Here is a 24,684-nt window from a genome sequence, read left to right on the forward strand (position 1 = left end):
AGGCCGGCTGGGCGAGGGCTTGATGCGAAACAGGATTGTGATTGTCGGTGGTGGCACTGGCGGGACTATATTGGCTAATTTACTGGCCGCGAAATTACACCGGGAGATAGTGAATAATAAAGTTGAGTTATTAATGATATCGGACTCCCCGTTTCACTATTATAAACCGGCATTTATGTATGTGGCTTTTAACACCTTCTTCAAGCAGGAATTAACCCGTTCTCAACAAAGCCTGTTACGCCCGGAAATAAAGTTTATTGTCGACAAGGCAGAGCGATTCGATTTATCTCAACGGGTGATCCATTGCCACAGCGGTAAACAGTACCCCTATGATTTTTTGGTGTTTGCCACTGGCTGTGTACCCTGGCCGGATCGTATCGACGGACTGGCGCAGGCGGGCGATCACTTCTACCAATATCAGGCAGCCCGACAGCTGGCGCAAAAGCTGGCGACGATTGAAAAAGGCCGAATTTTTATTACCGTCTCCTTCCCCGAAACGCCTAACGTGCCGCATCAGTGCGGTATTGCACCGATAGAAACCACGCTGATGCTCGATGATTACCTGCGTCGACGCGGGGTGCGTAAGGCGATCGAAATTGTTTATACCTACCCCAGCGTCTCGCAGTTGCTGCGTAACTGTTTGTTTTTGCAACGTCCAACCGCCGAGGCCTTGCCCGGCATCTTCGCGGCGCGTGATATCCGTCATCAGCGTGGGTTTACTCTCAGCCGGGTGGACGCACAGCAGAAAATTGCTTACTCCGCCGAGGGTGAGGAACAGCCGTTCGATATCCTGATGGCTACGCCACCGATCCGCGCGGTTGAGGCGGTGCGCAATACCGGTCTGAGTGAGGGCAACACTGGCGAAGGCTGGCTGCCGACCGACCACCAGACGTTACAGGTTTATGGTCAGCAGGGGGTTTATGTCATCGGTGATACGGTGGATCTGCCGGTCAGCAAGGCCGGTGGCTCTTGCCACAATCAGGCACCGGTAATCGCTGACAATATCGTGGCTGAACTGCGACTGGGCCAGACCGTCAGCCACTACGACGGCAAAGTACAGGCGATCGCTCAAATGGGGCTGCAAGCCGGTATGCCGCTGGTCTATGACTATCGCCATGATGTGCTGCCGACACCGTCAACCAAAGTGGGCGGCATGCTGCGCAACGGCTTTAATCGCGGGCTCTATTGGGCAACGGTACGCGGGCTGATCTAACGGAGGGCCTATGAACGCATCTGAACAACAATCCCTGGCACCCTTGCTGGACAAGTTACAGCCACTGCTGGCCGGTGGGCGGCTCGATAACGTGGTCGATCTGCTGTCGCTGCTGTCGGATCTGGTGGATATCGCCGATAACGCGCTGGTGGAGAAATTGTCCGGCGTGTTTGAAGGCCTGGTGGCTGCGGGGTGGGAAGGGGGAATGGCATTAAAGATGGCGCATACCGAGCTGCAGTCGGATCCCTCACCCGCTAATTTTCGCTCGCTGTATGCCTTGTTGCGTCAGCCAGATACCTTGCTGGGCCTGATGCTGGTGCTACGTACCCTGCAAATCATCGGCCAGCGGGTGCGCAGCGGAGCACTGCCCCCAGAGGTTTAATCGGAATCATTGGAATTGCTTTCACTTACTCAGGAAAGGAGTTGTTATGTCTGCCATCCTCAGGCACGGCTTTGCCACGCGTGCGATCCACCACGGCTACGATCCCCAGCAATATCTGGGGGCGCTCTGCCCACCGGTGTTTATGAGTTCGACCTTTACCTTCCCGACGGCCGAATACGGCGGTGCCTGTTTTGCCGGCACTGAGCCAGGTTATTTTTATTCACGCATTGCCAACCCAACGGTCAACCTGCTGGAACAGCGAATTGCCGATCTGGAAGGTGGGGAGGCGGCGGTGGCTTTTGCCTCCGGCATGGGCGCGATTACCGCCTGCTGCTGGACGCTGCTCAGCCCGGGGGATGAGCTGATCGTCGATGAAACCATTTATGGCTGCACTTTCAGCTACTTCCATCATGGGCTGGCACGTTACGGTGTGAAAGTCACCCACGTTGACCTGACCCGGCCAGAGCGGTTGGCGGCGGCGATAGGGCCGCGTACCCGGCTGGTATATTGCGAAACGCCGGCTAACCCGAATATGCGGCTGGTCGATATTGCTGCGGTCGCCGAGATTGCTCACCGTCAGGGGGCGTTGTTGCTGGTGGATAACACCTATTGCACGCCGTATCTGCAACGGCCGCTGGAGTTGGGGGCGGACATTGTGGTGCATTCCGCCACCAAATACATCGGGGGGCACGGTGACTTACTGGCCGGTCTGGCGGTGACACGTCAGGATCTGGCGCAGGACATCCGTTTGGTCGGGTTGAAAGACATGAACGGTGCGGTGCTGTCGGCACAGGATGCCGCGCTGTTGCTGCGTGGGCTGAAAACCTTGCCGCTGCGTATGGAGCGCCACTGCGATAACGCTCAGCGCCTGGCGGAAATGCTGGCGCAGCATTCGGCGGTGGAACGGGTTTATTATCCCGGTCTGGAAGACTTTCCGCAGTATGCATTGGCGCAGCGGCAAATGGCGCGGCCAGGCGGCATGCTGGCATTTGAACTGAAAGGCGGTATGGCCGCGGGGATCCGCTTCCTCAATGGGCTGGGCCTCATCTTGCGCGCGGTCAGCCTGGGGGATTGTGAATCTCTGGCCCAACACCCGGCCAGCATGACGCACTCGGCCTACAGCGCCGAGGAGCGGCAGCGTCACCATATCAGCGACGGTTTGGTGCGGCTGTCTGCCGGGCTGGAAGATCTGAGCGATCTGCAGGCGGATATCCGTCAGGCTCTGGCTCTGCGCTAACCTGGGTGCCCCCGCCCGGCGGGCAGGGACGGGGGTTACAGTAATGCCGGGGCAATCTCCGCCAGCGCCTGCTCATCCTGCAACAGCGCGCTGCTGCTGGCGATGTCCGGTGCCAGCCAGCGGTCCTGATGATAGGGTGCCACCACTTGCCGCAGCCGCTGCCAGGCACGCTGGGTGCCGTCACCGAAACGGTACTGCTGCAGGAACTCAAAGGCCTGCGCCGCCAGCAGGTATTCAATCGCCAGGATCTGGTTAACGTTGGCCAGCGCCTTATGCAGCCTTAGCGCCGCCCCGGTGCCCAGGCTGAGGTGATCTTCCTGCAGCGCCGAAGTCACATAGTTATCCACCACGCAAGGCTGAGCCAGTTGGCGGTTCTCCGCACACAGCGACGCCGCCACGTATTGAGCAATCATCATGCCCGAGTTTACCCCAGGCTCGCTGACCAGAAATGCCGGCAAGCCGCTGATCAGCGGGTTAATCAGCCGATCGATGCGCCGTTCTGCGATACCGCCGAGTTCGGCGATGGCGATCGCCAGCAGATCGGCGGCCATGGCCACAGACTCACCGTGTGGGTTGGCCTGTGACATCACGCGATAGTTGTCCGGTGTGCCGAGCAACAGGGGATTATCCGTAGTGCCGTTCAGCTCGGTTTCAATCTGTCGTTCAGCATGAGCAATTTGATCGCGGCAGGCACCGTGCACCTGCGGGATTGAACGGATGCTCAGCGCATCCTGGGTACGAATGCCCTTGCTGGCGGCAATCATCTCACTGCCGTTCAATAACATGCGCAAATTACTGCCCACCCGTTGCATTCCCGGGTGCGGCTTCAGCGCCAAAATTTCGCTGTCGAAGGCGGCTATCTGCCCGCCCAACGCTTCAAAACTCATCGCCGCGAGCACGTCCGCCCAGCGGGCCAGCCGCCAAACATCGGCCAGCGCCAGACAGCTTAATCCGGTCATGCACGGCGTGCCGTTGACCAGGCACAGGCCATCTTTGGCGCCCAACTGCGGTGGCACAATGCCTTCCTCCGCCAAAGCCTGGGCTGCGGTGACGAGTTGACCGCGGTAGCTGACTTTGCCCAGCCCAAGCAGCGCGACGCCGACGTGCGCCATATGGGTCAGGTAGCCGACGGAACCCTGCGACGGCACCTGCGGGGTAATCCCGCGGTTAAGCAGTGCCAACAGGGTTTCGACTAGCGGGCGTTGAATACCGGATTTTCCTTGGCTGTAGTTGACGATGGCACAGCAGATAATGGCGCGAGTCTGCTCATCACTCAGTGGTGCACCCACGCCGCAGGCGTGACTCATCAGCGTGTTGCGTGACAGTTGCGACAGCTGTTCGCCGTGCAGCGCCTGATTGCATAACGCCCCCAGACCGGTGTTGACGCCATAGGCGCGTTGTTCACTGACGACAATTTTCTGGACGATGGCCTGCGCATTGTCGATACGCGCCCAGGCAGCGCCAGACAGGCTGAGCGGGGCCTGATACCGAGCCACCGCCACCACGTCCTGCCAGCGTAGCGGCAGGGTGTCTAGGGTGATCGAAGGAGGATAGTGCATGTGGCTCTCCTCAGGCGCGGGCTGCGATCATTGGGCGCGGTTTCTGTACGTTTTCATCCAGCGCCAGACGGCGTTGCACGAAGCGGTTAACATACTCATCGGCCGGGTTGTTAAGAATTTCCTGTGGTGTGCCGACCTGGATCAGTTTGCCGTCTTTAAGGATCGCGATCCGATTACCGATACGCACGGCTTCATCCAGATCGTGGGTGATAAACACCAGCGTCTTGTGCAGCTCTTTTTGCAGCGCCAGCAGTTGATCCTGCATCTCGGCGCGGATCAACGGATCCAGCGCGCTGAAGGCTTCGTCCAGCAAAATGATATCGGTATCGGTGGCCAGCGCACGCGCCAGCCCGACACGTTGACGCATGCCGCCGGAGAGCTGATGCGGGTACGATTTCTCATAGCCCTTCAGCCCGACTGTGTTGATCCAGTGCAGTGCGCGCTCCTGATAGACTTCTTTTGTCTCACCGCGCACTTTCAGACCGTAGGCCACGTTGTCCAGCACCGTCTTGTGTGGCAGCAGGCCAAAGCTCTGGAATACCATGCTGATCTTATGACGGCGGAAGTGCTCGAGCTGCTTCTCGTCGTAACGCAGAATATCTTCACCATCCACCAGGATCTGGCCGCTGGTGGGATCGATCAGCCTGTTGAAGTGGCGCACCAGCGTGGATTTACCCGATCCTGACAGGCCCATGATCACAAAGATCTCACCGGCCTCGATCGACATCGACAGATCGTGCACGCCGATCACGCAGTCGGTTGCTGCCTGGACTTCCTGCTTGGTTTTACCCTGCTCGCTCATGGCCAGCGCCGCAGCCGTTTTGTGGCCGAAGATCTTGTAAACGTTTTTGATTTCGATTTTGTTCATCGGGGTTACCTCGCAACGGCGGAGCGGCCATAAGCCTGAGTGATACGGTCAATGACCACGGCCAGAATAACGATCGCCAGACCCGCCTCCAGTCCCAGGCCGACGTTAAGCGTCTGAATGCCCACCAGCACGTCTTCGCCCAGGCCACGAGCACCGATCATCGAGGCTACAACCACCATCGACAGCGACATCATGGTGGTCTGGTTGATCCCAGCCATAATACTTGGCAGTGCCAGCGGTAACTGCACGCCGAATAGTTTCTGCCAGCGGTTGGCACCAAAGGCGGTGACGGACTCCATCACTTCTTTGTCCACCTGGCGGATGCCCAAGTCGGTCAGGCGGATCAGCGGTGGCGTGGCGTAGATCACCGTCGCCAGGATCGCCGGCACCTTGCCCAGCCCAAACAGCATTAATACCGGGATCAGGTACACAAAGCTTGGCATGGTTTGCATCACGTCCATCAGCGGCATCATTACTGCCCGCACCCGATCGTTACGCGCCGCCAGCACGCCCTGCGGAATACCGATAATCACCGCCAGCAGCGTGGCGACCAGCACCAGAGCCAGGGTTTGCATTAATTTGTCCCACATGCCGGCGGTACCGACCAGCAGCAGCAGACCGACGATCACCACCGTCGGCAGCCAGCGGCGGGTAGCATGCCAGGCCAGGAGCCCAACCACTGCCAACATTAGCCACCAGGGCGTAGCACGCAGCAGGCTTTCGAGGTGGATCACCGCCCACAGCAGGGTGTCGGAGATCTTGCGGAACGTATCGCCATAGTTGTTGACCAGGACATCGACCCAGCGATTGATCCAATCGGCGATGGAGAAGGTAAAGCGATCTGGGAACATAAGTATTACCCCTGTCAGGCCCGAAGCGCACAGGCTTCGGGTTGGTGTTTACTGAATGCCAAAGCGATTACAAGGAGGCTTGAATTTTTTTCGCTGCGTCTTCGCTGACCCACTGTTTCCAGATGTCTGGGTGCTGCTTGAAGAACTCCAGTGCCAGCTTCTCTGAGCTGATGCGTTCCTTGCTCATGCGCGCCAGATTCTGGTTAACCAGATCGAGCGGCAGGTTCACTTTTGACAGCACCTGCGCCAGTTCAGGTGCCTGCTGGTTAAACACGCTGGAAAGACCGACCTTGATGTGAATGTTCTTGTTCACACCCGGTTCGTCCAGTTTCACCAGATCGAGCTGGCCCATGATCGGGGTCGGTGACCAGTAGTAGAACAGGATAGGTTCGCCACGACGGTAGCTGGAGAGAATAGCGGTATCCAGTGCCGGACCGGTGCCTGGGCGGAAGTTGGTGAATTTGTCATCCAGCTTGAATTTCTTCAGGATCGCGGTGTTGTCCAACTCGCAGGTCCAGCCGGCCGGGCAGTTGTAGAAACGGCCTTTGTCCGGCTCTTCCTGATCGCGGAACACCTGGGCATATTTGGCTAAGTCCGGGACACTTTTCAGGTCCGGTGCCAGCGGTTTCAGGTTGCGTTTGGCATCGCCCTCAATCACATAGCGCGGCACGTACCAGCCTTCCACCGCCCCGACAATCGGTGCGCCAACGCTGACCGCTTTGCCGGCTTTTTCGGCCTTGTTCCAGACTTCGCTGCGGCCAATCCACTCTTCGGCGAATACCTGAATGTCGTTGTTGCCCACCGCCTGCTCCATGGTGATGGAGTTACCCGGCAGCGCGTCGGTTTTGCAGTCGTAACCCTTTTGCAGCACGTATTGCATGACGTCGGTCAGCAGCATGCCGCTTTCCCAGTTCAGCCCGGCGAACTTGACCGGCTTGCCGGATTCGCACCAGCCTGCTGCACGGGCGGACAGGCTGCCTGTCATCAGCCCGAGTGCAATAAGCGGTATCCATAATTTGTGTCGTGTTTGCATAATGATACTCCAGTGTAATGACTAAGAGCCCGGGAACGGCGGGCTCATGAGGTTAATACTGGGGGGACGACGTGACGGGTGAACCCCCGCCTTTTTTACGTACCCACAACCAGTAAGCCAGGGTAAGGAAGGCCACCCACACCAGCCCAACGTACAGGGCGATGCGGCTGTCTTCGAAGTAACCGAGCAGGCCAATAACGAACAGCATAAATATCGTTGCCAACGCTGGAGCAACCGGCCACCACGGCACCGGGAAACTCAGTTTGCTGACCTCTTGCGGGGTCAGCGTGCGGCGCATGGCGATCTGCGATAGCAAGATCATCAGCCACACCCAGACGGTGGCGAAGGTGGCAATCGAGGCGATGATCATAAACACCTGTTTAGGCATCAGGTAGTTGAGCACCACGCCCAGCAGCAGGGCCACCGACATCACCAGCACCGTCATCCAGGGCACGCCGTTGTTGGTCAACCGGGTAAAGCTTTTTGGTGCCTGGCCATCCTGCGCCATGCCGTACATCATGCGGCCCGCACCGAAAATATCGCTGTTGATGGCAGAAATCGCGGCGGTGATCACCACCACGTTCAACACGTTGGCGGCGGAGCTGATCCCCAGATTGCTGAAGATCTCAACAAATGGGCTGCCGTTCTGACCGATGCTGTTCCACGGATAGATAGCCATCAGTACCAGCAGCGTCAGCACATAGAACAGCAGGATACGAATCGGAACCGCATTGATCGCCTTCGGCAGAACCTTCGCGGGGTCTTTTGCCTCGCTGGCGGTGATACCGATGATCTCAATGCCGCCAAAGGCGAACATCACGACCGCCAATGAAGCGACCACGCCGCTGAAGCCGTTAGGCATAAAGCCGCCGTGTTCCCACAGGTTACTGATACCGGTGGCGTGCTGAGTCTGGCCGAAACCAAACAGCATCACTGCCGCACCGCCGATGATCATCGCCACAATGGCCGCAACCTTGATCAGCGACAGCCAAAACTCCATTTCACCGAACACTTTCACGCTGCACAGATTGAGCGCGCCGATAAACATAATAATGCTGAGTACCCACACCCATTGGGCGACGTCCGGGAACCACAGCCCCATATAGATGCCGAAGGCGGTCACGTCCGCCAGGGCGACAATCACCATTTCGAAGGTATAGGTCCAGCCGGTGAGAAAACCGGCCAGCGGGCCGAGATAGTGACTGGCGTAGTGGCCGAACGAACCGGAAACCGGCTGGTGTACCGCCATTTCACCCAGCGCGCGCATCACCATAAACACCGCCGCGCCGCCCACCATATAGGCCAGCAGCACCGCAGGACCGGCCAGTTGTATCGCCCCGGCGGAGCCATAAAACAGACCGGTACCGATGGCGGAACCGAGTGCCATAAAGCGGATATGTCGCGCGTTTAATCCGCGTCTGAGTTGTGTTGTTTCGTTATGCATGTTGCTTCCCGTCGAGTTTTTACGGCAGAACAGGCACGCGCTATCCGCACCGGGCGGAACGCGCCCGGTGGGACAGAACAAACTGCGTGGTAGGGTTTATTTATGCCTGGCTAGGCAGCAGCGCTGCAGGCATCAACGAGGTCAGATGACCGGCCGCCAACAGCAGGCTGGCGGCTTCAATGTCGGGGGCGAAGAAACGATCCTTGTCGTAGTAACTGACTTGCTCGCGTAGCACCCGACGGGCCTGTTCCAGACTTTCGGTGGTTTTCAGCCCTTTACGCAAATCCAGTCCCTGACAGGCAGCCAGCCATTCAACGGCCAGAATGCCGCGCACGTTATCGGCCATCTCCCACAGGCGGCGACCGGCGGCCGGTGCCATGGAAACATGGTCTTCCTGGTTGGCGGAGGTTGGGATGCTGTCGACGCTGGCCGGATGCGCCAGTGCCTTGTTTTCGCTGGTCAGCGCCGCGGCGGTAACCTGAGCAATCATAAAGCCGGAGTTCACCCCGCCGTTGTCCACCAGGAACGGTGGCAGTTGCGACATGTGCTTATCCATCATCAGCGAGATGCGACGTTCGGACAACGAACCGATTTCGGCAAACGCCAGCGCCAGATTGTCGGCAGCCATCGCGACCGGCTCGGCGTGGAAGTTACCGCCGGACAGCACGTCACCCTGCTCCGCGAACACCAGTGGGTTGTCGGAGACGGCGTTGGCTTCGATTTCCAGTACTTCGGCGGCCTGGCGGATTTGGGTCAGGCAGGCACCCATCACCTGCGGCTGGCAGCGCAGGGAGTACGGATCCTGCACCTTGTCGCAGTTGCGGTGTGAATCGGACACTTCGCTGCGTTCACCCAGCAGGTGGCGGTAAGCGGCGGCGGCGTCAATCTGGCCGCGCTGGCCACGCACGGCATGAATACGCTCGTCGAACGGGCTGCGTGAGCCCAGCGCGGCTTCCACCGTCATGCTACCGGTGACCGTTGCTGCGGCGTACAGATCTTCTACATCAAACAGGCCACGCAGGGCGAAGGCGGCGGAAACCTGGGTGCCGTTCAGCAGCGCCAGGCCTTCTTTGGCCGCCAACGTCAGCGGTTTCAGGCCCGCTTTGGCCAATGCTTCGGTGGCGGGCAGCCATTCGCCCTGATAACGGGCCTTGCCTTCACCCAGCAGCACCAGACTCATGTGCGCCAGCGGTGCCAGGTCGCCGGAGGCGCCAACGGAGCCTTTCAGCGGGATATGCGGGTAAACTTCAGCGTTGACCAGCGCCATCAGCGCCTGGATCACTTCCAGACGGATGCCGGAGAAACCGCGCGACAGGCTGTTGATCTTCAACACCATAATCAGACGCACCAGGCTATCGTCGGTTGGCGCACCGACACCGGCAGCGTGGGACAGCACGATCGAACGCTGCAGATTTTCCAGATCTTCGCGGGCGATGCGGGTGGATGCCAACAGGCCGAAACCGGTGTTGATACCGTAAGTGGTGCGGTCTTCTTCAACGATACGCTCTACCAGGGCGACGCTCTGCTGGATGTCGGCGTAGGCATTGTCGTCCAGTGTCAGGGTGACCGGGTGTAGGTAAACTTCACGCAGTTGCGCCAGCGTCAGGTGGCCAGGGCGAATAGTCAGCGCTTTCATGCTTTGTCTCCTTGAGTCGCAGCCACCATCGGCAGGTTCAACCCTTGCTCGCGGGCGCATTCAATGGCGATGTCGTAACCGGCATCGGCATGACGCATCACGCCGGTGGCCGGGTCATTATGCAATACGCGGGCGATGCGTTCTGCGGCTTCATCGGTGCCATCACAAACGATAACCATCCCGGAATGCTGGGAGAAGCCCATGCCGACGCCACCACCGTGGTGCAGAGAAACCCAGGTCGCGCCACTGGCGGTATTGAGCAGGGCATTAAGCAGTGGCCAGTCGGAGACGGCGTCTGAGCCGTCTTTCATCGATTCGGTTTCACGGTTCGGGCTGGCAACGGAACCGGAGTCCAGATGGTCACGGCCGATCACTATTGGTGCGGAAAGTTCGCCGCTGCGGACCATTTCGTTGAACGCCAGACCCAGCTTGGCGCGCTGGCCCAGACCGACCCAGCAGATACGTGCCGGCAGGCCCTGGAAGCTGATGCGCTCGCGCGCCATATCCAGCCAGCGGTGCAGATGCTCGTCATCCGGGATCAGCTCTTTAACCATGGCATCGGTTTTGTAGATGTCTTGCGGATCGCCGGACAGTGCAGCCCAGCGGAACGGACCAACACCGCGACAGAACAGCGGGCGGATGTAAGCCGGTACGAAGCCCGGGAAATCAAAGGCGTTGCTGACGCCCATTTCTTTCGCCATCTGGCGAATGTTGTTGCCGTAGTCGAAGGTTGGTACGCCCATTTTCTGGAACGCCAGCATGGCTTCGACGTGTTCGGCCATCGACTGCTTGGCGGCGATCACCACCTGAGCCGGTTCGCTCAGCGCACGCTGACGGTATTCTTCCCAGCTCCAGCCTTTAGGCAGGTAGCCGTTCAGCGGATCGTGGGCGCTGGTCTGGTCGGTGACCATGTCCGGACGCACGCCGCGGCGTACCAGTTCCGGCAGAACATCTGCTGCGTTACCGCACAGGGCGATGGAGATGGCTTTGCCTTCGGCGGTGTATTTCTTGATGCGGGCCAGTGCGTCGTCCAGATCCACCGCTTGTTCATCGACATAGCGGGTTTTCAGACGGAAATCGATGCGGCTCTGCTGGCATTCGATGTTCAGCGAGCAAGCGCCTGCCAATGTCGCGGCCAGCGGCTGTGCGCCACCCATGCCACCCAGACCGGCGGTCAGCACCCAGCGGCCCTGCAGGCTGCCGTCATAATGCTGGCGACCCGCTTCCACGAAGGTCTCGTAGGTGCCCTGGACGATGCCCTGGCTGCCAATGTAGATCCAGCTGCCGGCGGTCATCTGGCCGTACATGGCCAGGCCTTTGGCGTCCAGTTCGTTAAAGTGTTCCCAGGTTGCCCAGTGAGGCACCAGGTTGGAGTTGGCGATCAGTACGCGTGGCGCGTTGCTGTGGGTTTTGAATACCCCAACCGGTTTGCCGGACTGCACCAGCAGCGTTTCGTCGTCTTCCAGGGTTTTCAGGGTGGCGACAATTTTGTCGTAGCAATCCCAGTCACGTGCAGCGCGGCCGATACCGCCGTACACCACCAGCTCGTGCGGGTTCTCCGCCACTTCAGGATCGAGGTTGTTCATCAGCATGCGCAACGGCGCTTCGGTCAGCCAGCTTTTTGCATTTAATTTTGTGCCGCGTGGCGCGCGTACTTCGACATTGCGAACTTTGTTATTTGCAGTCACAGCATTTTCCTCAAACAGTATTGGAGCAGATCCCATAACGCGGTGGGGTGAATCACCACGCCATAACAATGCGTAGGGTTTATTAACATATACTTGTATGTACAAGCATATGCAACACCGACCAGTGGATGCCAAAAATGGCATAAGAGAAAGTTATTATTGTTGTTAATCAAATTGATACGGATTTATTGGGCGTTATACTCATTAGCCTGACAGGGGAGAACAGTGAGCTATTCAACAAAAATGAATTAAAAATGGGTCAATTTTGAGCGTCCAATCACAATAATTTTACATACCTATTACAAGTTAGGCGCTGTGATAAAAAAGTCCTATCGCTGGAAGAAAAACGCCCGCCAGAGGGCGGGCATTTTTCTTTATGCCGCAGGCTGTAACACCGCCCGGCGGGTCATTTTGAATACCGTGGCGATAGCGGCGATCAACGCCGGCACGCACAGGAACATCAAAATACTCTGCACTTCCCACTGCATGGCCAGCAACTGCGCCCCCATCATGGTGCCCGCCACGCCACCAAAGCGGCCGATGCCCTGCATCCAGGCAATGCCGGTTGCACGACTGTGGGTCGGGTAAAAGGTCGCTGCCAGCGTTTGCAGGCCGGACTGCGCCCCGTTCATGGTGATCCCCATCAGGAAGATAAAGGTGCCCAGCAGCACGATATGGCTGTCTTCGGTCGCCATCGCCACAATCAGCAGCGCGGTAATGACAAAGCCGCTCGACACCACCTTATGGGCGTTCCAGCGGTCCATCAGCCAGCCGGCCACCAGAATGCCGAGGGTCCCGCCGAAGGTGAACAACGAGGTCAGGATCGCCGACTGCTCCAACTGATAACCCAGACCCTGCATCAGGATCGGCATCCAGCTCAGTAAGACGTAATAAATCACCAGACCCATAAAGTAGGTCAGCCACAGCATCAGCGTGCCGGTCAGATAAGGCCGGGTGAACAACAGGCCGACGCTGGTTTTTGATTTCGCCAGTGGCTCTTCATACAGATAAAAACGCGAGACGTTATCGAGATCCTGGCTGACAAAGCGCTGGGCGATGCGTTTGATTTTGAGCGTCTCTTTGCCGCGGTTAACCATGTACTTCACCGACTCCGGCAGGAACAGGATCAACAAGACCGTCAGCACCAGCGGAGCTATCGCCCCCAGCAACAGCACGCTGTGCCAGCCATAGGCCGGGATCAGCCACGACGAAATGGCGCCGCCGCCGGCCGCACCCAGTGGGAAACCGCAGTACATGGTGTTAATCGCCATCGAACGGCAGCGCTGCGGCGCATATTCGGAAATCAGCGTGATGGCGTTCGGCATTGCCGCACCCAGCCCCAGGCCGGTGAGAAAACGCCATAGCGTCAGACTGTTGAGCGATCCGGCATAGGCAGTAGCCAGACTCGACAGGCCGAAGAACAGGCACGAAAACACCAGCACCCGTTTGCGGCCGATACGGTCGGAGATCGGCCCGGCAACCAGTGCACCGAGTGACAGCCCCAACAGGGCGGCGCTCAGCACCGGGCCGAGATCCTGCTTCACGATGCCCCAGTCTTTGGCGACCGAAGGGGCGATATACCCCATTGCCGCAGTGTCAAAGCCATCAATGGCCAGGATCAGGAATCCCAAAATGATCAAGGTCCAGTGAAACAGCGAGAATTTGCTGTCGTCGATGGCCTGTTGAATATTCAACTCGGTGGAATGAGCCATGGCACCCTCTAAACGCAGATATGATTGTGGTGAATGAACCGCCGGAACTGACGTCCGACTTGTGCTTGCCTGTATATACATCTGCGTGTGAGCGGTTTATGTCAAATATATTTATCTTATACGTTAATTAAATGTTGTTTTTGCGAAGCAGATTACACCGTCAATGCAAGGGGATGGCACAGTAAGCGAATTAAAATGAAGCCGATAGCCGGTGAGATAAGCTGCCGATAGCGCGGAGGATAAAATTTAATACAATTTCGCCTGTTTGGTCACCGGGCCGGAATCTGCGATAATCCCTTTTTACCTTTCCAGATTGAGAAACCGATGCAGTACCCGATTAATGAAATGTTCCAAACCTTGCAGGGCGAAGGCTTTTTTACCGGCGTTCCGGCCATTTTCATCCGCCTGCAGGGCTGCCCGGTAGGATGCAGCTGGTGCGATACCAAACATACCTGGGAAAAGGAAGCCAATCGGGAAGTTGATATGCAACGGATTCTGGTTAAAACCGAAGAGAGCGATGCTTGGGGCAGCGCCAGTGCCGAGCAGTTGTTGGCCGTCATGCGCCAGCAAGGTTATACCGCGCGCCACGTGGTGATCACCGGCGGTGAGCCCTGCATTTACGATCTGACTCCGCTGACCGAGTTACTGGAAGATCACGGCTACGGCTGCCAGATTGAAACCAGTGGTACTCACGAAATTCAATGCTCGGCGAAAACCTGGGTGACGGTTTCACCCAAGGTGAATATGCGCGGTGGCATGAAGGTGTTGAGCCAGGCTTTGCAACGTGCTGATGAAGTGAAGCATCCGGTCGGACGCGAGCGTGATATTGAAGCGCTGGATGCGCTGCTGGCGACGCTGCATGATGAGAAACCGCGGATTATCGCGTTGCAGCCGATCAGTCAGAAGGAAGAGGCGACCCGCCTGTGTATTGAAACCTGCATTGCGCGCAACTGGCGCCTGTCGATGCAGACCCATAAGTATCTGAATATTGCCTAAAATTCAGGGCGCCATCGGCGCCCTTTCTTTAACCTTTATACACGCATCCCGCGGTACAGGTTTCTTTCACCATCACCGCAGTCAGTTCCGGCAACTGGGGTTTGAGCTGCTGCCAAATCCAGGCGGCGAGAACTTCGCTGGTGGGATTTTCCAATCCTGGAATATCGTTTAGATAATTGTGATCCAGGCGCTCCCAGATAGGGGAGAACACGGCTTTAAGCTCGGCGAAATCCATCACCCAACCGGTGTGTGCATCGACTTCACCGGTCACTTCCAGACGCACCATAAACGAATGCCCGTGTAGACGACCACATTTATGGCCCTCCGCGACGTTCGGCAAGCGGTGTGCGGCTTCAAACTGAAAATCTTTAAACAGCGTGGTTGCCATTATTACGGCCTCATTGACTCAAAAACCGCCGAAGTTTACCGGAAATGGAGCCTGCTTGCCATTTATACCGCTTTGGTCTACCGCCAGCCGCCGCAAAGCGGTCTTAACACTTTTTTTGTTTGGTCATTGATAGACCTATCGGTTGGGGTAATGAGTGGTAAATGCGAGTCATTCAATAAGCTTCAAAAAAACAGGTTTATTTTCATAGGGATAAAAAATACACCTTAACGCTTTAACTGCTAACCCTTACCAGAAAAACCGCTTAGTCATTTTAGTTATTATTTATGGCTATCCCTTATTTAATCGTTGCTAATCTGCTCGGTAACCTTACAAACTATCCTGATCTTTTCAGCACCACGGACTGAACGAAAAGACAGCGACTGACATTGGCGAGCACCTGGCTGGATAGGTGCCAAGTATAGGAAATAAGTACTGCAATGACGACTCAGGCACCTCCAACATCTTTGCTCCCGCTGACGCCCGAACAGCTGGCACGCCTGCAGGCGGCGATTGGTGAATATTCACCAACGCAGCTGGCGTGGCTGTCAGGTTATTTCTGGGGAATGGTTAATCAACAGCCTGGCGCCGTAGCCATTGCGCCGGTGGCCTCGGCTGCCGCCAGCATTACGCTGATCTCCGCGTCGCAAACCGGTAATGCACGCCGTCTGGCAGAACAGCTGCGTGACGATCTGTTGGCCGCCAAATTGAGCGTCACCCTGGTGAACGCCGGTGACTACAAGTTCAAGCAAATTGCCCAGGAACGTTTGCTGGTGATAGTCGCCTCCACGCAGGGGGAAGGTGATCCGGCGGAAGAGGCGGTTGCGCTGCATAAATTCCTGTTCTCGAAGAAAGCACCCAAACTCAACGAGACCGCGTTTGCGGTATTCGGGTTGGGAGACACTTCCTACGAAAACTTCTGTCAGTCGGGGAAAGACTTCGACGGCAAACTGGCCGAACTGGGTGCCGAGCGCCTGGTCGAGCGGGTTGACGCCGACGTGGAATATCAGGAACTGGCCACGGCCTGGCGTAAACAGGTAGTGGAAGTGCTGAAAGCACGTGCCCCGGCTGAAAACGCTGCACCGGGCCAGCTTGCCAGCGGCGCGGTTGATCTGCTCGACAGCAGCCCATACAGCAAAGAACAGCCGCTGACCGCGCAACTGGCGGTGAAGCAAAAAATTACCGGCCGTGCGTCAGACAAAGACGTGCGCCATATCGAGATCGACCTGGGCGATTCTGGCCTGCGTTACCGACCGGGTGACGCGCTGGGTGTATGGTTCGATAACGATCCTGCGCTGGTGGATGAGCTGGTGCAACTGCTGTGGCTGAAAGGCGACGAGTCGGTGGAAGTGGAAGGTAAAACCTTGCCGCTGGCGCAAGCGTTGCGCAGCCATTTTGAGCTGACGCAGAACACCACGCTGATTGTCGACAAATACGCGGCCCTGTCGCGTGATGAGAAGTTGATCGGCCTGCTGGCGGATAAAGCGGCGCTGCAGCATTACGCGCACAACACGCCGATTGTCGACATGGTGCGTCAGGCCCCGGCCGATCTCAACGCCGAACAGTTGATTGCTTTACTACGTCCGCTGACGCCGCGTTTGTATTCCATCGCTTCCTCGCAGGCTGAGAACGAAAACGAAGTGCACGTTACCGTCGGTGTGGTGCGCTACGACATCGACGGCCGCGAACGTGCCGGTGGCGCCTCCAGTTTCCTGGCCGATCGTCTGGAAGAGGACGGCGACCTGCGGGTCTTCATCGAACATAACGACAACTTCCGTTTGCCGGCCAACCCGGAAACGCCGGTGATCATGATTGGTCCGGGTACCGGCATTGCGCCGTTCCGTGCCTTTATGCAGCAGCGTGATGCTGACGGTGCCGGTGGCAAGAACTGGCTGTTCTTCGGCAACCCGCACTTTACCGAAGATTTCCTGTATCAGGTCGAATGGCAGCGCTATGTGAAGGACGGCCTGCTGACTCGCATCGATCTGGCCTGGTCACGCGACCAGCAACATAAAGTCTACGTGCAAGACAAACTGCGCGAACAGGGCGCTGAAGTGTGGCGTTGGATCCAGGAAGGCGCACACATTTATGTCTGCGGCGATGCAAACCGCATGGCGAAGGACGTGGAAAATACATTACTGGAACTGGTGGCCGAGCACGGTGGTATGGATGCCGAGCTGGCGGATGAATTTTTAAGTGAGCTGCGCCTTGAGCGCCGTTATCAGCGAGATGTTTACTGATGAGTGATAAACACCCGGGGCCTCTGGTGGTTGAAGGCAAATTGGCCGATGCCGAGCGTTTGAAGAAAGAAAGTAACTTCCTGCGCGGCACCATTGCTGAAGATTTGAAGGACGGCCTGACCGGCGGTTTTACCGGTGACAACTTCCTGCTGATCCGTTTTCACGGCATGTACCAGCAGGACGACCGTGATATCCGTGCCGAACGCGCCGAGCAGAAGCTGGAGCCGCGTCACGCGATGATGCTGCGTTGCCGTCTGCCGGGGGGGATTATTTCCCCGCAGCAGTGGCTGGGCATTGATAAGTTTGCGCAGGAAAGCACGCTTTACGGCAGCATTCGTATCACCAACCGTCAGACCTTCCAGTTCCATGGCATTTTGAAGGGCAACGTGAAGCCGGTTCACCAACTGCTGGGCCGACTGGGCCTGGACGCGCTGGCTACCGCCAACGACGTCAACCGCAACGTGCTTTGTACCTCCAACCCGGTAGAGTCCGAGCTGCATCAGGAAGCCTACGAGTGGGCGAAGAAGATTTCTGAACATCTGCTGCCGCGTACCCGCGCTTATGCAGAAGTGTGGCTGGATCAGGAAAAAGTGGCGACCACCGACGAAGAGCCAATCCTCGGTGCTACCTATCTGCCGCGCAAATTTAAAACCACGGTGGTGATCCCGCCGCAGAATGACGTTGATCTGCACGCTAACGACATGAACTTCGTTGCGATCGCCAAAAACGGCAAGCTGGTGGGCTTCAACCTGCTGGTGGGCGGTGGTTTGTCGATTGAACACGGCAACAAGAAAACTTATGCCCGCCAGGCCAGTGAATTCGGCTATATCCCGCTGGAACACACGCTGGCCGTCGCGGAAGCGGTAGTGACCACTCAACGCGACTGGGGCAATCGTACCGATCGCAAGAACGCCAAAACCAAATATACGCTGGAGCGTGTCGGGGTCGACACCTTCCGTGCTGAAGTGGAAAAACGGGCAGGCATCACTTTCGAGCCAATCCGCCCATACGAATTTACCGGTCGTGGCGATCGCATCGGTTGGGTGAAAGGCATTGATGATCAATGGCACCTGACGCTGTTTATCGAGAATGGTCGATTGTTGGATTACCCAGGGCGTCCGCTGAAAACCGGCGTTGCCGAGATAGCACGGATCCACAAAGGGGATTTCCGTCTGACCGCCAACCAGAACCTGATCGTCGCCGGCGTGCCGGAAAGCGAGAAGGCGAAGATCGAAGCTCTGGCACGGGATCATGGTCTGATCGACGACGGGATCAGCGTACAGCGTCAAAACTCGATGGCCTGCGTATCTTTCCCAACCTGCCCATTGGCAATGGCAGAGGCTGAGCGTTTCCTGCCGGAGTTTGTCACCAAGGTGGAAGGGATCCTGCACCGGCACGGGGTAGGTGACGAGCACATTGTGCTGCGCATCACCGGTTGCCCGAACGGCTGTGGTCGTGCGCTGTTGGCGGAGATTGGTCTGGTAGGTAAAGCGGTTGGCCGCTATAACCTGCATCTTGGCGGTAACCGGGAAGGCACGCGTATTCCGCGCATGTATCGCGAAAATATTAACGAAGAAGAAATTCTGCGAGAGATTGACCAACTGGTGGGCCGTTGGGCCACCGAGCGCACGGCAGGCGAAGGCTTTGGTGATTTCACCATCCGCGCCGGTGTGGTCCGGCCGGTGGTTGATCCGGCACAGGATTTCTGGGACTGACGCCATTTGGCCCCGCTGTCACAGGGGGCTGGATCTGCGCGGTATGATTCAAGTATCAGGAGGCAGGCAACATGGCTGAATTCAATCTGGCAGAGCTGAATGCGCTGCCCAAGTCTGGGCAGGCGTTGGCACTGGCGGTGGTTAATGGTCAGTTGGAGACACTTTCTGCCGAGCAACGTGTGGAATGGGCGCTGGAACATCTGCCGGGCGAGTTTGTGCTCTCTTCAAGCTTTGGCATTCAGGCGGCGGTGTGCCTGCATTTGGTCACCAGGATCAAGCCGGATATCCCGGTGATCCTCACCGATACCGGCTATCTGTTCCCGGAAACCTATCAGTTTATCGACCAGTTGGCTGACAAACTGAAGCTGAACCTGCAGGTGTTCCGCGCCGAGCAGTCGCCTGCCTGGCAGGAGGCACGCTATGGCAAACTGTGGGAGCAGGGCGTTGAGGGCATAGAGAAGTACAACCAGCTTAACAAGGTTGAACCGATGAACCGCGCGCTGGAAACCCTGGGCGGACAGACCTGGTTCGCCGGCCTGCGCCGTGAGCAATCCGGCAGTCGCGCTCATTTGCCAGTGTTGGCGGTACAACGCGGGGTGTTCAAGATCCTGCCGATTATCGACTGGGACAACCGCAAAATTTATCAATACCTCACCGAGCACGGCCTGAGTTACCACCCGCTGTGGGAGCAAGGCTATCTGTCGGTAGGGGATACCCATACCACGCAGAAATGGGAACCGGGCATGAGCGAAGAAGAAACCCGCTTCTTCGGTCTGAAGCGCGAGTGCGGCCTGCACGAAGGCTAATACCCTATTAAACCGGCCAAGGGCTCAGCATTTGCTGGGCCCTTGTTAATTCAGCAACATATGCCGCCAGAGTGCCGCACCGATATCTTGGCGGGTATGCAAAATAAGTAGAATATCTACGCGATTTTCTGTCACTTCATACAGCGTTCGGTAGTCGTGACGATCCAGTCGCTCACGTACCGCCAGCCCAAATTCAGCTAACTGAACGTTATACCGGCAGCGTAGCGGATCAAGGCGTAAATGTTGGAGAGTATCGGCAAACAGTGAGTCAACGAATCTTGCTGAGCCTTGTGGGCCAAGAGTGGAGGCCTTAAAGGATTCAATATCGCTGAGGCACTGCAATGCTGTATTCGTAAGGTGAACATCATACATGGTGGTGATCCTTACCCCCGTGATGCGCGTAACCTTTGTAATGCCTCTTCAGCAGAAAGTGTTCTGCCTTCGGTGACATCCTGTTTTGCCTTCAAGGTCAGTTTCAGCAACGCATGCGTTTGCCGTTCTCGTTCCCAAGCGGCGAGCTCTTCCTGGCGCTCGGCTGCAGTTTGAACGAATAATTCAGCGGTTCCATTTCTCGTCACCCAAACACCTCCCTCGAAATTTTCGGGAGAGCCGAGGCTTTCCCGCGTCGCTTTCTGCGACAGGGTCTTTTGCGTGCTCATCAGTAGGGCTCCTGCTGCGTATTCCTGGCAACAGTATACTCAGTCGAGTACTGGGGTACAAAATTTGTACTGAATTTTGCCCCCGATACGACTACTTCTTCTTGGGTGTTTTTACCGGGTGTGCCTGTGCCAGCTCTTTGAGCAGCGGCAACAGGATCTGCACGCTCTCGCGGCTGCGCTTGTCGATCCGCCCTGGCAGATTACGCTCCAGGTATTGCAGGTTATCGTACTGCGGGCGATGCCAGCTCACGCCCTGTGGGAAATGCGGGCTGACGGCGCGTTGTTGATAGCCGTCTTTATCACCCAGTGACCAATTGGTGGCTTCGACGGCCAGTACCGGGATACCGGCTTTATCAAACACTTCCTGATCGGAGCAGCAGCCGGTGCCTTTTGGGTGCGCCTTAGTGCCCGGGTTAGTGGCGGCGGCGATACCGTAGCGATGGGCAATATCCAGCGCGCGATCGCGGCTCTGTTTCGCCAGTTTCGGCGGCGTGTTGAGACCGGAATTGAAGTACAGGCGATCGCCGGTAATCAGGCTGTCGAGGTTAATCACTAGCAGCGTATTACGTTTCTCTTCCGGGCTCATGCGCTGCAAATAGTTCTGTGCGCCCAGCGAACTGATCTCTTCGGCGCTGGTGGCGACAAAGCGCAGGCCGTAAGTCGTGGGGATATTCTTCAGGCGTTCCGCCAACTCCAACATCACACCAACGCCAGAGGCATTGTCATCGACGCCCTGTAGCGTCAAGCCGCCGAGATTGTTGTCCAGATCGGCATCGCTCTTCGGCGTATAGGTATCAAAATGCGCGACGATCAGGATTTGCTGCGGATTACTGCCATTTTTGGCGGCGATCACCGAGCTGGCGGTGACGTTATTCCAGTTCTTCTTGCCGTCTTTGCTGGTGTAGATATACCGGGTATTGAAACTGCGGATATCGCTCTGATACCCCATCTTGCTGAACTGCTGGTTCAGATAATCGGCGGTGAGCAATTCGGCTGGGCTGCCTGCCATACGGCCGGGGAAATAGGTGGCAATATGACGAATTTGATCGGCGGCGAACTTGCCCATCGGGGCCTCTTTCGCGGGCTGGGCGGCAGCCGAAACGCTGAAAATACCGCCAAGCACTGCCACCAGCAGGCCGGTCTTCAGGTAAACGCGGGAAAACATACCGAAAAATCCTTCTTTTTAATGTCGGTAATACCGATTCTTTTTGCGGCTCTCAGTATGAGACTCGGCGGCAGATTAAACAATTTCCTCCGCTCTGAAATTTACGCTGTGCAGGCAAAATTTCGGCGCTGTGCGCAACTATTGATATCGATCCCGGGTTCGTGCAACACATTTTGCGAAATGCTGGGCATATTACGGGAATCGGTATTTAACCATGGCCAGTGTATGGTTTATTATTCGGCGATAAGGTTCATGCGGATCGAAGGAGAAACCCTGATGTTGGACAACTGTGATAACAGGTTCGGCCTGATAGAGAAGAAAGCTGAGTATGTGGAACATACCCTCAATCAGGTCAAAACCGATTTGGCGACGCTGACCATGCGTTCCGTAGAGTTTGTTACCAAAGGCGATTTGCATAAGGAAGTGGGATTGCTGCGCCGGGAGATCGGTTTGGTTCATAAAGAGATGGCTAATCAAACCAAATGGATGGTTAGCACCATATTGGTTGTAGCCGGACTGTGCATGACTGCCGCGAAGTTTTGGTTTTAACTTCCGTTCCCTGGCGCCTGCCTGGGCTGGTTCATCGCTGTGGCCATACCGGGCGTGAAACCGCCGCAAACCCTGACGCGGCGTGCCTTATTCCATTATTGCACTAGTCATTCCTTTTCGTCATTTCAGAGGCTAAATCTCAGCCCGTATAGTCACAGTATCTTTCTGCATAGATGAAAAGGCTGTTGTGGACTATCTACCTATATTTGCCGACCTAAAACAACGTCCGGTGCTGGTCGTTGGCGGCGGTGAAGTGGCTGCGCGCAAAGTTGATCTTCTCCTGCGCGCCGGGGCTGAAATACGGATAGTTGCGCAGTCACTCTCACCGATACTCGAACAATTACGTCAGCAGGGGCAAGTCCACTGGCTGGGACAAGCTTTTGTCGCTCAGCAACTGGATGAGGTTTTCCTGGTGATTGCCGCCACTGATGACAGTGCGCTGAATGCCGAGGTGTTTGCCGAAGCGGACAAACGCCGGGTGCTGGCCAATGTGGTGGACGATCAGCCGCGTTGCTCATTCATCTTCCCGTCGATAATCGACCGTTCACCCTTGGTGGTGGCCGTATCTTCCAGCGGCCAGGCGCCGGTGTTGGCACGTATGCTGCGTGAAAAACTCGAAGCCTTGTTGCCCGCCAGCCTGGGGCAGATGGCCGAAGTGGCCGGACGCTGGCGCGGGCAGGTGAAACAACGGCTGAATGCGATCGGTGAACGCCGTCGTTTTTGGGAAAAAACCTTTGGTGGCCGTTTCGCAACGCTGGTGGCCAATGGCCAAACTGCCGAGGCGGAACGGCAACTGGAGCAAGACTTACAGCAGTTTGCCCAGGGCAGTGAAGGCACTCAGGGCGAAATCTCGCTGGTGGGCGCCGGGCCGGGCGACGTGGGGTTACTGACCCTGCGCGGGTTGCAGGTGATGCAGCAGGCCGACGTGGTGCTGTATGACCATCTGGTCAGCGATGAAATCCTTGATTTGGTTCGTCGCGATGCCGAACGCATCTGCGTGGGCAAACGCGCCGGAGCGCATTCGGTGATCCAGGAGGAAACCAACCGCCTGCTGGTGGAACTGGCGCAACAGGGCAAGCGTGTGGTGCGGTTGAAGGGGGGCGATCCCTTTATCTTTGGCCGGGGCGGCGAAGAATTGCAGGTGGCTGCTGCGGCAGGCATTCCGTTCCAGGTGGTGCCGGGTGTGACCGCTGCCGCCGGGGCTACCGCCTATGCAGGTATCCCGCTGACGCACCGCGATCACGCACAAAGTGTCACCTTTATTACCGGTCACTGTCGTCCCGACGGCGATGGGCTGGACTGGGCCGACCTGGCGCGTGCGCGTCAGACTCTGGCTATCTATATGGGCACCATGAAGGCGGCGGATATCAGCCAGCGCCTGATAGCCCACGGCCGCGCGGCCACTACGCCCGTAGCGGTCATCAGCCGCGGCACGCGTGCGGACCAACTGGTGCAAACCGGTACGCTGCAACAACTCGAACAATTGGCTCAACAGGCACCGTTACCGGCGCTGCTGGTGATCGGCGAAGTGGTGGAGTTACATCACCAAATCGCCTGGTTTGGGCATCAACCGCAGACGGAAGGGGTATCACGCCCAGCCGTCGTGAATTTGGCTTAAGGATCTGTTATGGACGAAAAACGACTCACTCATTTGCGGCAATTGGAGGCGGAGAGTATCCATATCATCCGTGAAGTCGCCGCTGAATTCGGCAACCCGGTGATGCTCTATTCCATCGGTAAAGACTCTTCCGTGATGCTGCATCTGGCGCGTAAGGCCTTTTACCCGGGCACGCTGCCGTTCCCTCTGCTGCACGTGGATACCGGCTGGAAATTCAGTGAAATGTACCAATTCCGTGATCGCACCGCGAAGGAATACGGTTTTGAACTGCTGATCCACAAAAACCCGGAAGGCGTGGCGATGGGCATCAACCCGTTCGTTCACGGCAGTGCCAAGCACACCGATATCATGAAAACCGAAGGCCTGAAGCAGGCGCTGAACAAATACGGTTTTGATGCCGCCTTTGGCGGTGCTCGCCGTGACGAAGAGAAGTCACGCGCCAAAGAGCGTATCTATTCTTTCCGCGACCGTTTCCACCGCTGGGATCCGAAGAACCAGCGTCCGGAGCTGTGGCACAACTATAACGGCCAGATTAACAAGGGCGAGAGCATTCGTGTGTTCCCGCTGTCGAACTGGACCGAGCTGGATATCTGGCAGTACATCTTCCTGGAAAAGATCGACATTATCCCGTTGTACCTGGCGAAACCACGCCCGGTGGTAGAGCGCGACGGCATGCTGCTGATGGTGGACGACGATCGTATTGATCTGCAGCCGGGTGAAGTGATCAGCCAGCGCATGGTGCGTTTCCGCACGCTGGGTTGCTGGCCGCTGACCGGTGCGGTGGAGTCCGAGGCCGAAACGCTGCCGGAAATCATCGAAGAGATGTTGGTGTCCACCACCAGTGAGCGCCAGGGACGGATGATCGACCGCGATCAGTCCGGCTCGATGGAGCTGAAAAAGCGTCAAGGGTATTTCTAAGGAGCCGCCG

At 57.2% G+C, this 24,684-nt stretch carries 22 protein-coding genes; 10 read left to right on the forward strand and 12 right to left on the reverse strand.

Annotation, left to right across the window (positions count from 1 at the left end; translation table 11 throughout):
- The first annotated feature begins 22 nt into the window (after positions 1 to 22).
- Genes NHG65_RS03585 through NHG65_RS03595 form a run of 3 tightly spaced genes read left to right on the forward strand, consistent with a single transcriptional unit; the run spans position 23 to position 2,832 of the window.
- The gene (locus tag NHG65_RS03585; RefSeq protein ID WP_499182943.1) at positions 23 to 1,213 is read left to right on the forward strand and encodes an NAD(P)/FAD-dependent oxidoreductase; all 1,191 of its coding nucleotides are present in this window, start codon (positions 23 to 25) and stop codon (positions 1,211 to 1,213) included.
- Between the two features lie 10 nt (positions 1,214 to 1,223).
- On the forward strand, positions 1,224 to 1,595 hold the full coding sequence (locus NHG65_RS03590; RefSeq protein WP_085120259.1) for a hypothetical protein: 372 nt from the start codon (positions 1,224 to 1,226) through the stop codon (positions 1,593 to 1,595).
- Between the two features lie 46 nt (positions 1,596 to 1,641).
- Positions 1,642 to 2,832: a methionine gamma-lyase gene (locus NHG65_RS03595; RefSeq protein WP_099063055.1), complete on the forward strand. Its 1,191-nt coding sequence runs from the start codon at positions 1,642 to 1,644 to the stop codon at positions 2,830 to 2,832.
- A gap of 35 nt (positions 2,833 to 2,867) precedes the next feature.
- On the opposite strand, the gene NHG65_RS03600 is transcribed toward NHG65_RS03595, so the two are convergent.
- From NHG65_RS03600 to NHG65_RS03635, 8 genes are all read right to left on the reverse strand, one after another.
- A complete protein-coding gene (locus tag NHG65_RS03600; RefSeq protein WP_499182944.1) occupies positions 2,868 to 4,391 on the reverse strand; it encodes an HAL/PAL/TAL family ammonia-lyase in 1,524 nt (507 codons plus the stop codon).
- A gap of 10 nt (positions 4,392 to 4,401) precedes the next feature.
- Positions 4,402 to 5,259 carry a quaternary amine ABC transporter ATP-binding protein gene (locus NHG65_RS03605; protein WP_207979245.1) on the reverse strand — a complete coding sequence of 286 codons (858 nt, stop codon included), beginning with the start codon at positions 5,257 to 5,259 and terminating at the stop codon, positions 4,402 to 4,404.
- Positions 5,260 to 5,264: 5 nt separating this feature from the next.
- Positions 5,265 to 6,110 (reverse strand): ABC transporter permease, encoded by an 846-nt coding sequence (locus NHG65_RS03610; protein WP_174354292.1) that lies wholly within the window; start codon positions 6,108 to 6,110, stop codon positions 5,265 to 5,267.
- A 67-nt stretch (positions 6,111 to 6,177) separates the two neighbouring features.
- Positions 6,178 to 7,143, reverse strand: a complete 966-nt coding sequence (locus NHG65_RS03615) for an ABC transporter substrate-binding protein (protein ID WP_261416042.1) — start codon at positions 7,141 to 7,143, stop codon at positions 6,178 to 6,180.
- Positions 7,144 to 7,195: 52 nt separating this feature from the next.
- Positions 7,196 to 8,587, reverse strand: coding sequence for an amino acid permease (locus NHG65_RS03620; RefSeq protein WP_261416041.1), 1,392 nt, complete (start codon positions 8,585 to 8,587; stop codon positions 7,196 to 7,198).
- Between the two features lie 100 nt (positions 8,588 to 8,687).
- The gene (gene hutH, locus NHG65_RS03625; protein ID WP_099063053.1) at positions 8,688 to 10,223 is read right to left on the reverse strand and encodes a histidine ammonia-lyase; all 1,536 of its coding nucleotides are present in this window, start codon (positions 10,221 to 10,223) and stop codon (positions 8,688 to 8,690) included.
- Positions 10,220 to 11,911, reverse strand: coding sequence for a urocanate hydratase (hutU, locus tag NHG65_RS03630; protein ID WP_099063052.1), 1,692 nt, complete (start codon positions 11,909 to 11,911; stop codon positions 10,220 to 10,222). The genes hutH and hutU overlap by 4 nt, the downstream gene beginning before the upstream one ends.
- A gap of 374 nt (positions 11,912 to 12,285) precedes the next feature.
- Entirely contained in the window at positions 12,286 to 13,623 is a 1,338-nt protein-coding gene (locus tag NHG65_RS03635; protein WP_099062771.1) for an MFS transporter, read from the reverse strand.
- Positions 13,624 to 13,947: 324 nt separating this feature from the next.
- Between NHG65_RS03635 and queE the strand changes: the two genes are divergently transcribed.
- Positions 13,948 to 14,619, forward strand: coding sequence for a 7-carboxy-7-deazaguanine synthase QueE (gene queE / locus NHG65_RS03640; protein ID WP_207979235.1), 672 nt, complete (start codon positions 13,948 to 13,950; stop codon positions 14,617 to 14,619).
- Positions 14,620 to 14,647: 28 nt separating this feature from the next.
- On the opposite strand, the gene queD is transcribed toward queE, so the two are convergent.
- Positions 14,648 to 15,007: a 6-carboxytetrahydropterin synthase QueD gene (queD, locus tag NHG65_RS03645; protein WP_012005257.1), complete on the reverse strand. Its 360-nt coding sequence runs from the start codon at positions 15,005 to 15,007 to the stop codon at positions 14,648 to 14,650.
- Between the two features lie 437 nt (positions 15,008 to 15,444).
- Here queD and cysJ point away from each other — a divergent pair, with 437 nt between their 5' ends.
- The 3 genes from cysJ (at position 15,445) to NHG65_RS03660 (ending at position 19,765) form a co-directional block, all read left to right on the forward strand.
- Positions 15,445 to 17,244 carry an NADPH-dependent assimilatory sulfite reductase flavoprotein subunit gene (cysJ, locus tag NHG65_RS03650; RefSeq protein ID WP_085120268.1) on the forward strand — a complete coding sequence of 600 codons (1,800 nt, stop codon included), beginning with the start codon at positions 15,445 to 15,447 and terminating at the stop codon, positions 17,242 to 17,244.
- Positions 17,244 to 18,959, forward strand: coding sequence for an assimilatory sulfite reductase (NADPH) hemoprotein subunit (gene cysI, locus NHG65_RS03655; protein WP_207979233.1), 1,716 nt, complete (start codon positions 17,244 to 17,246; stop codon positions 18,957 to 18,959). The genes cysJ and cysI overlap by 1 nt, the downstream gene beginning before the upstream one ends.
- Positions 18,960 to 19,030: 71 nt before the next feature.
- Positions 19,031 to 19,765, forward strand: a complete 735-nt coding sequence (locus NHG65_RS03660; protein WP_099062775.1) for a phosphoadenylyl-sulfate reductase — start codon at positions 19,031 to 19,033, stop codon at positions 19,763 to 19,765.
- A gap of 45 nt (positions 19,766 to 19,810) precedes the next feature.
- On the opposite strand, the gene NHG65_RS03665 is transcribed toward NHG65_RS03660, so the two are convergent.
- From NHG65_RS03665 to NHG65_RS03675, 3 genes are all read right to left on the reverse strand, one after another.
- Positions 19,811 to 20,137, reverse strand: coding sequence for a type II toxin-antitoxin system RelE/ParE family toxin (locus tag NHG65_RS03665; RefSeq protein WP_219015416.1), 327 nt, complete (start codon positions 20,135 to 20,137; stop codon positions 19,811 to 19,813).
- 11 nt (positions 20,138 to 20,148) lie between these two features.
- Complete coding sequence (locus tag NHG65_RS03670; protein WP_085120271.1) at positions 20,149 to 20,424, reverse strand: hypothetical protein; 276 nt, start codon at positions 20,422 to 20,424, stop codon at positions 20,149 to 20,151.
- Positions 20,425 to 20,515: 91 nt separating this feature from the next.
- Entirely contained in the window at positions 20,516 to 21,553 is a 1,038-nt protein-coding gene (locus tag NHG65_RS03675) for an aminopeptidase (protein ID WP_499183457.1), read from the reverse strand.
- On the opposite strand from NHG65_RS03675, the gene NHG65_RS03680 reads away from it, so the two are divergent.
- The 3 genes from NHG65_RS03680 (at position 21,458) to cysD (ending at position 24,674) form a co-directional block, all read left to right on the forward strand.
- Complete coding sequence (locus tag NHG65_RS03680) at positions 21,458 to 22,138, forward strand: hypothetical protein (protein WP_260329095.1); 681 nt, start codon at positions 21,458 to 21,460, stop codon at positions 22,136 to 22,138. The genes NHG65_RS03675 and NHG65_RS03680 overlap by 96 nt on opposite strands.
- Positions 22,139 to 22,325: 187 nt before the next feature.
- Entirely contained in the window at positions 22,326 to 23,756 is a 1,431-nt protein-coding gene (gene cysG / locus NHG65_RS03685) for a siroheme synthase CysG (RefSeq protein WP_219015419.1), read from the forward strand.
- A gap of 9 nt (positions 23,757 to 23,765) precedes the next feature.
- On the forward strand, positions 23,766 to 24,674 hold the full coding sequence (gene cysD / locus NHG65_RS03690) for a sulfate adenylyltransferase subunit CysD (protein WP_037424720.1): 909 nt from the start codon (positions 23,766 to 23,768) through the stop codon (positions 24,672 to 24,674).
- The last annotated feature ends 10 nt before the right edge of the window (positions 24,675 to 24,684 follow it).

The organism is Serratia myotis, from assembly GCF_027474885.1.
GTDB classification, from domain to species: domain Bacteria; phylum Pseudomonadota; class Gammaproteobacteria; order Enterobacterales; family Enterobacteriaceae; genus Serratia; species Serratia proteamaculans.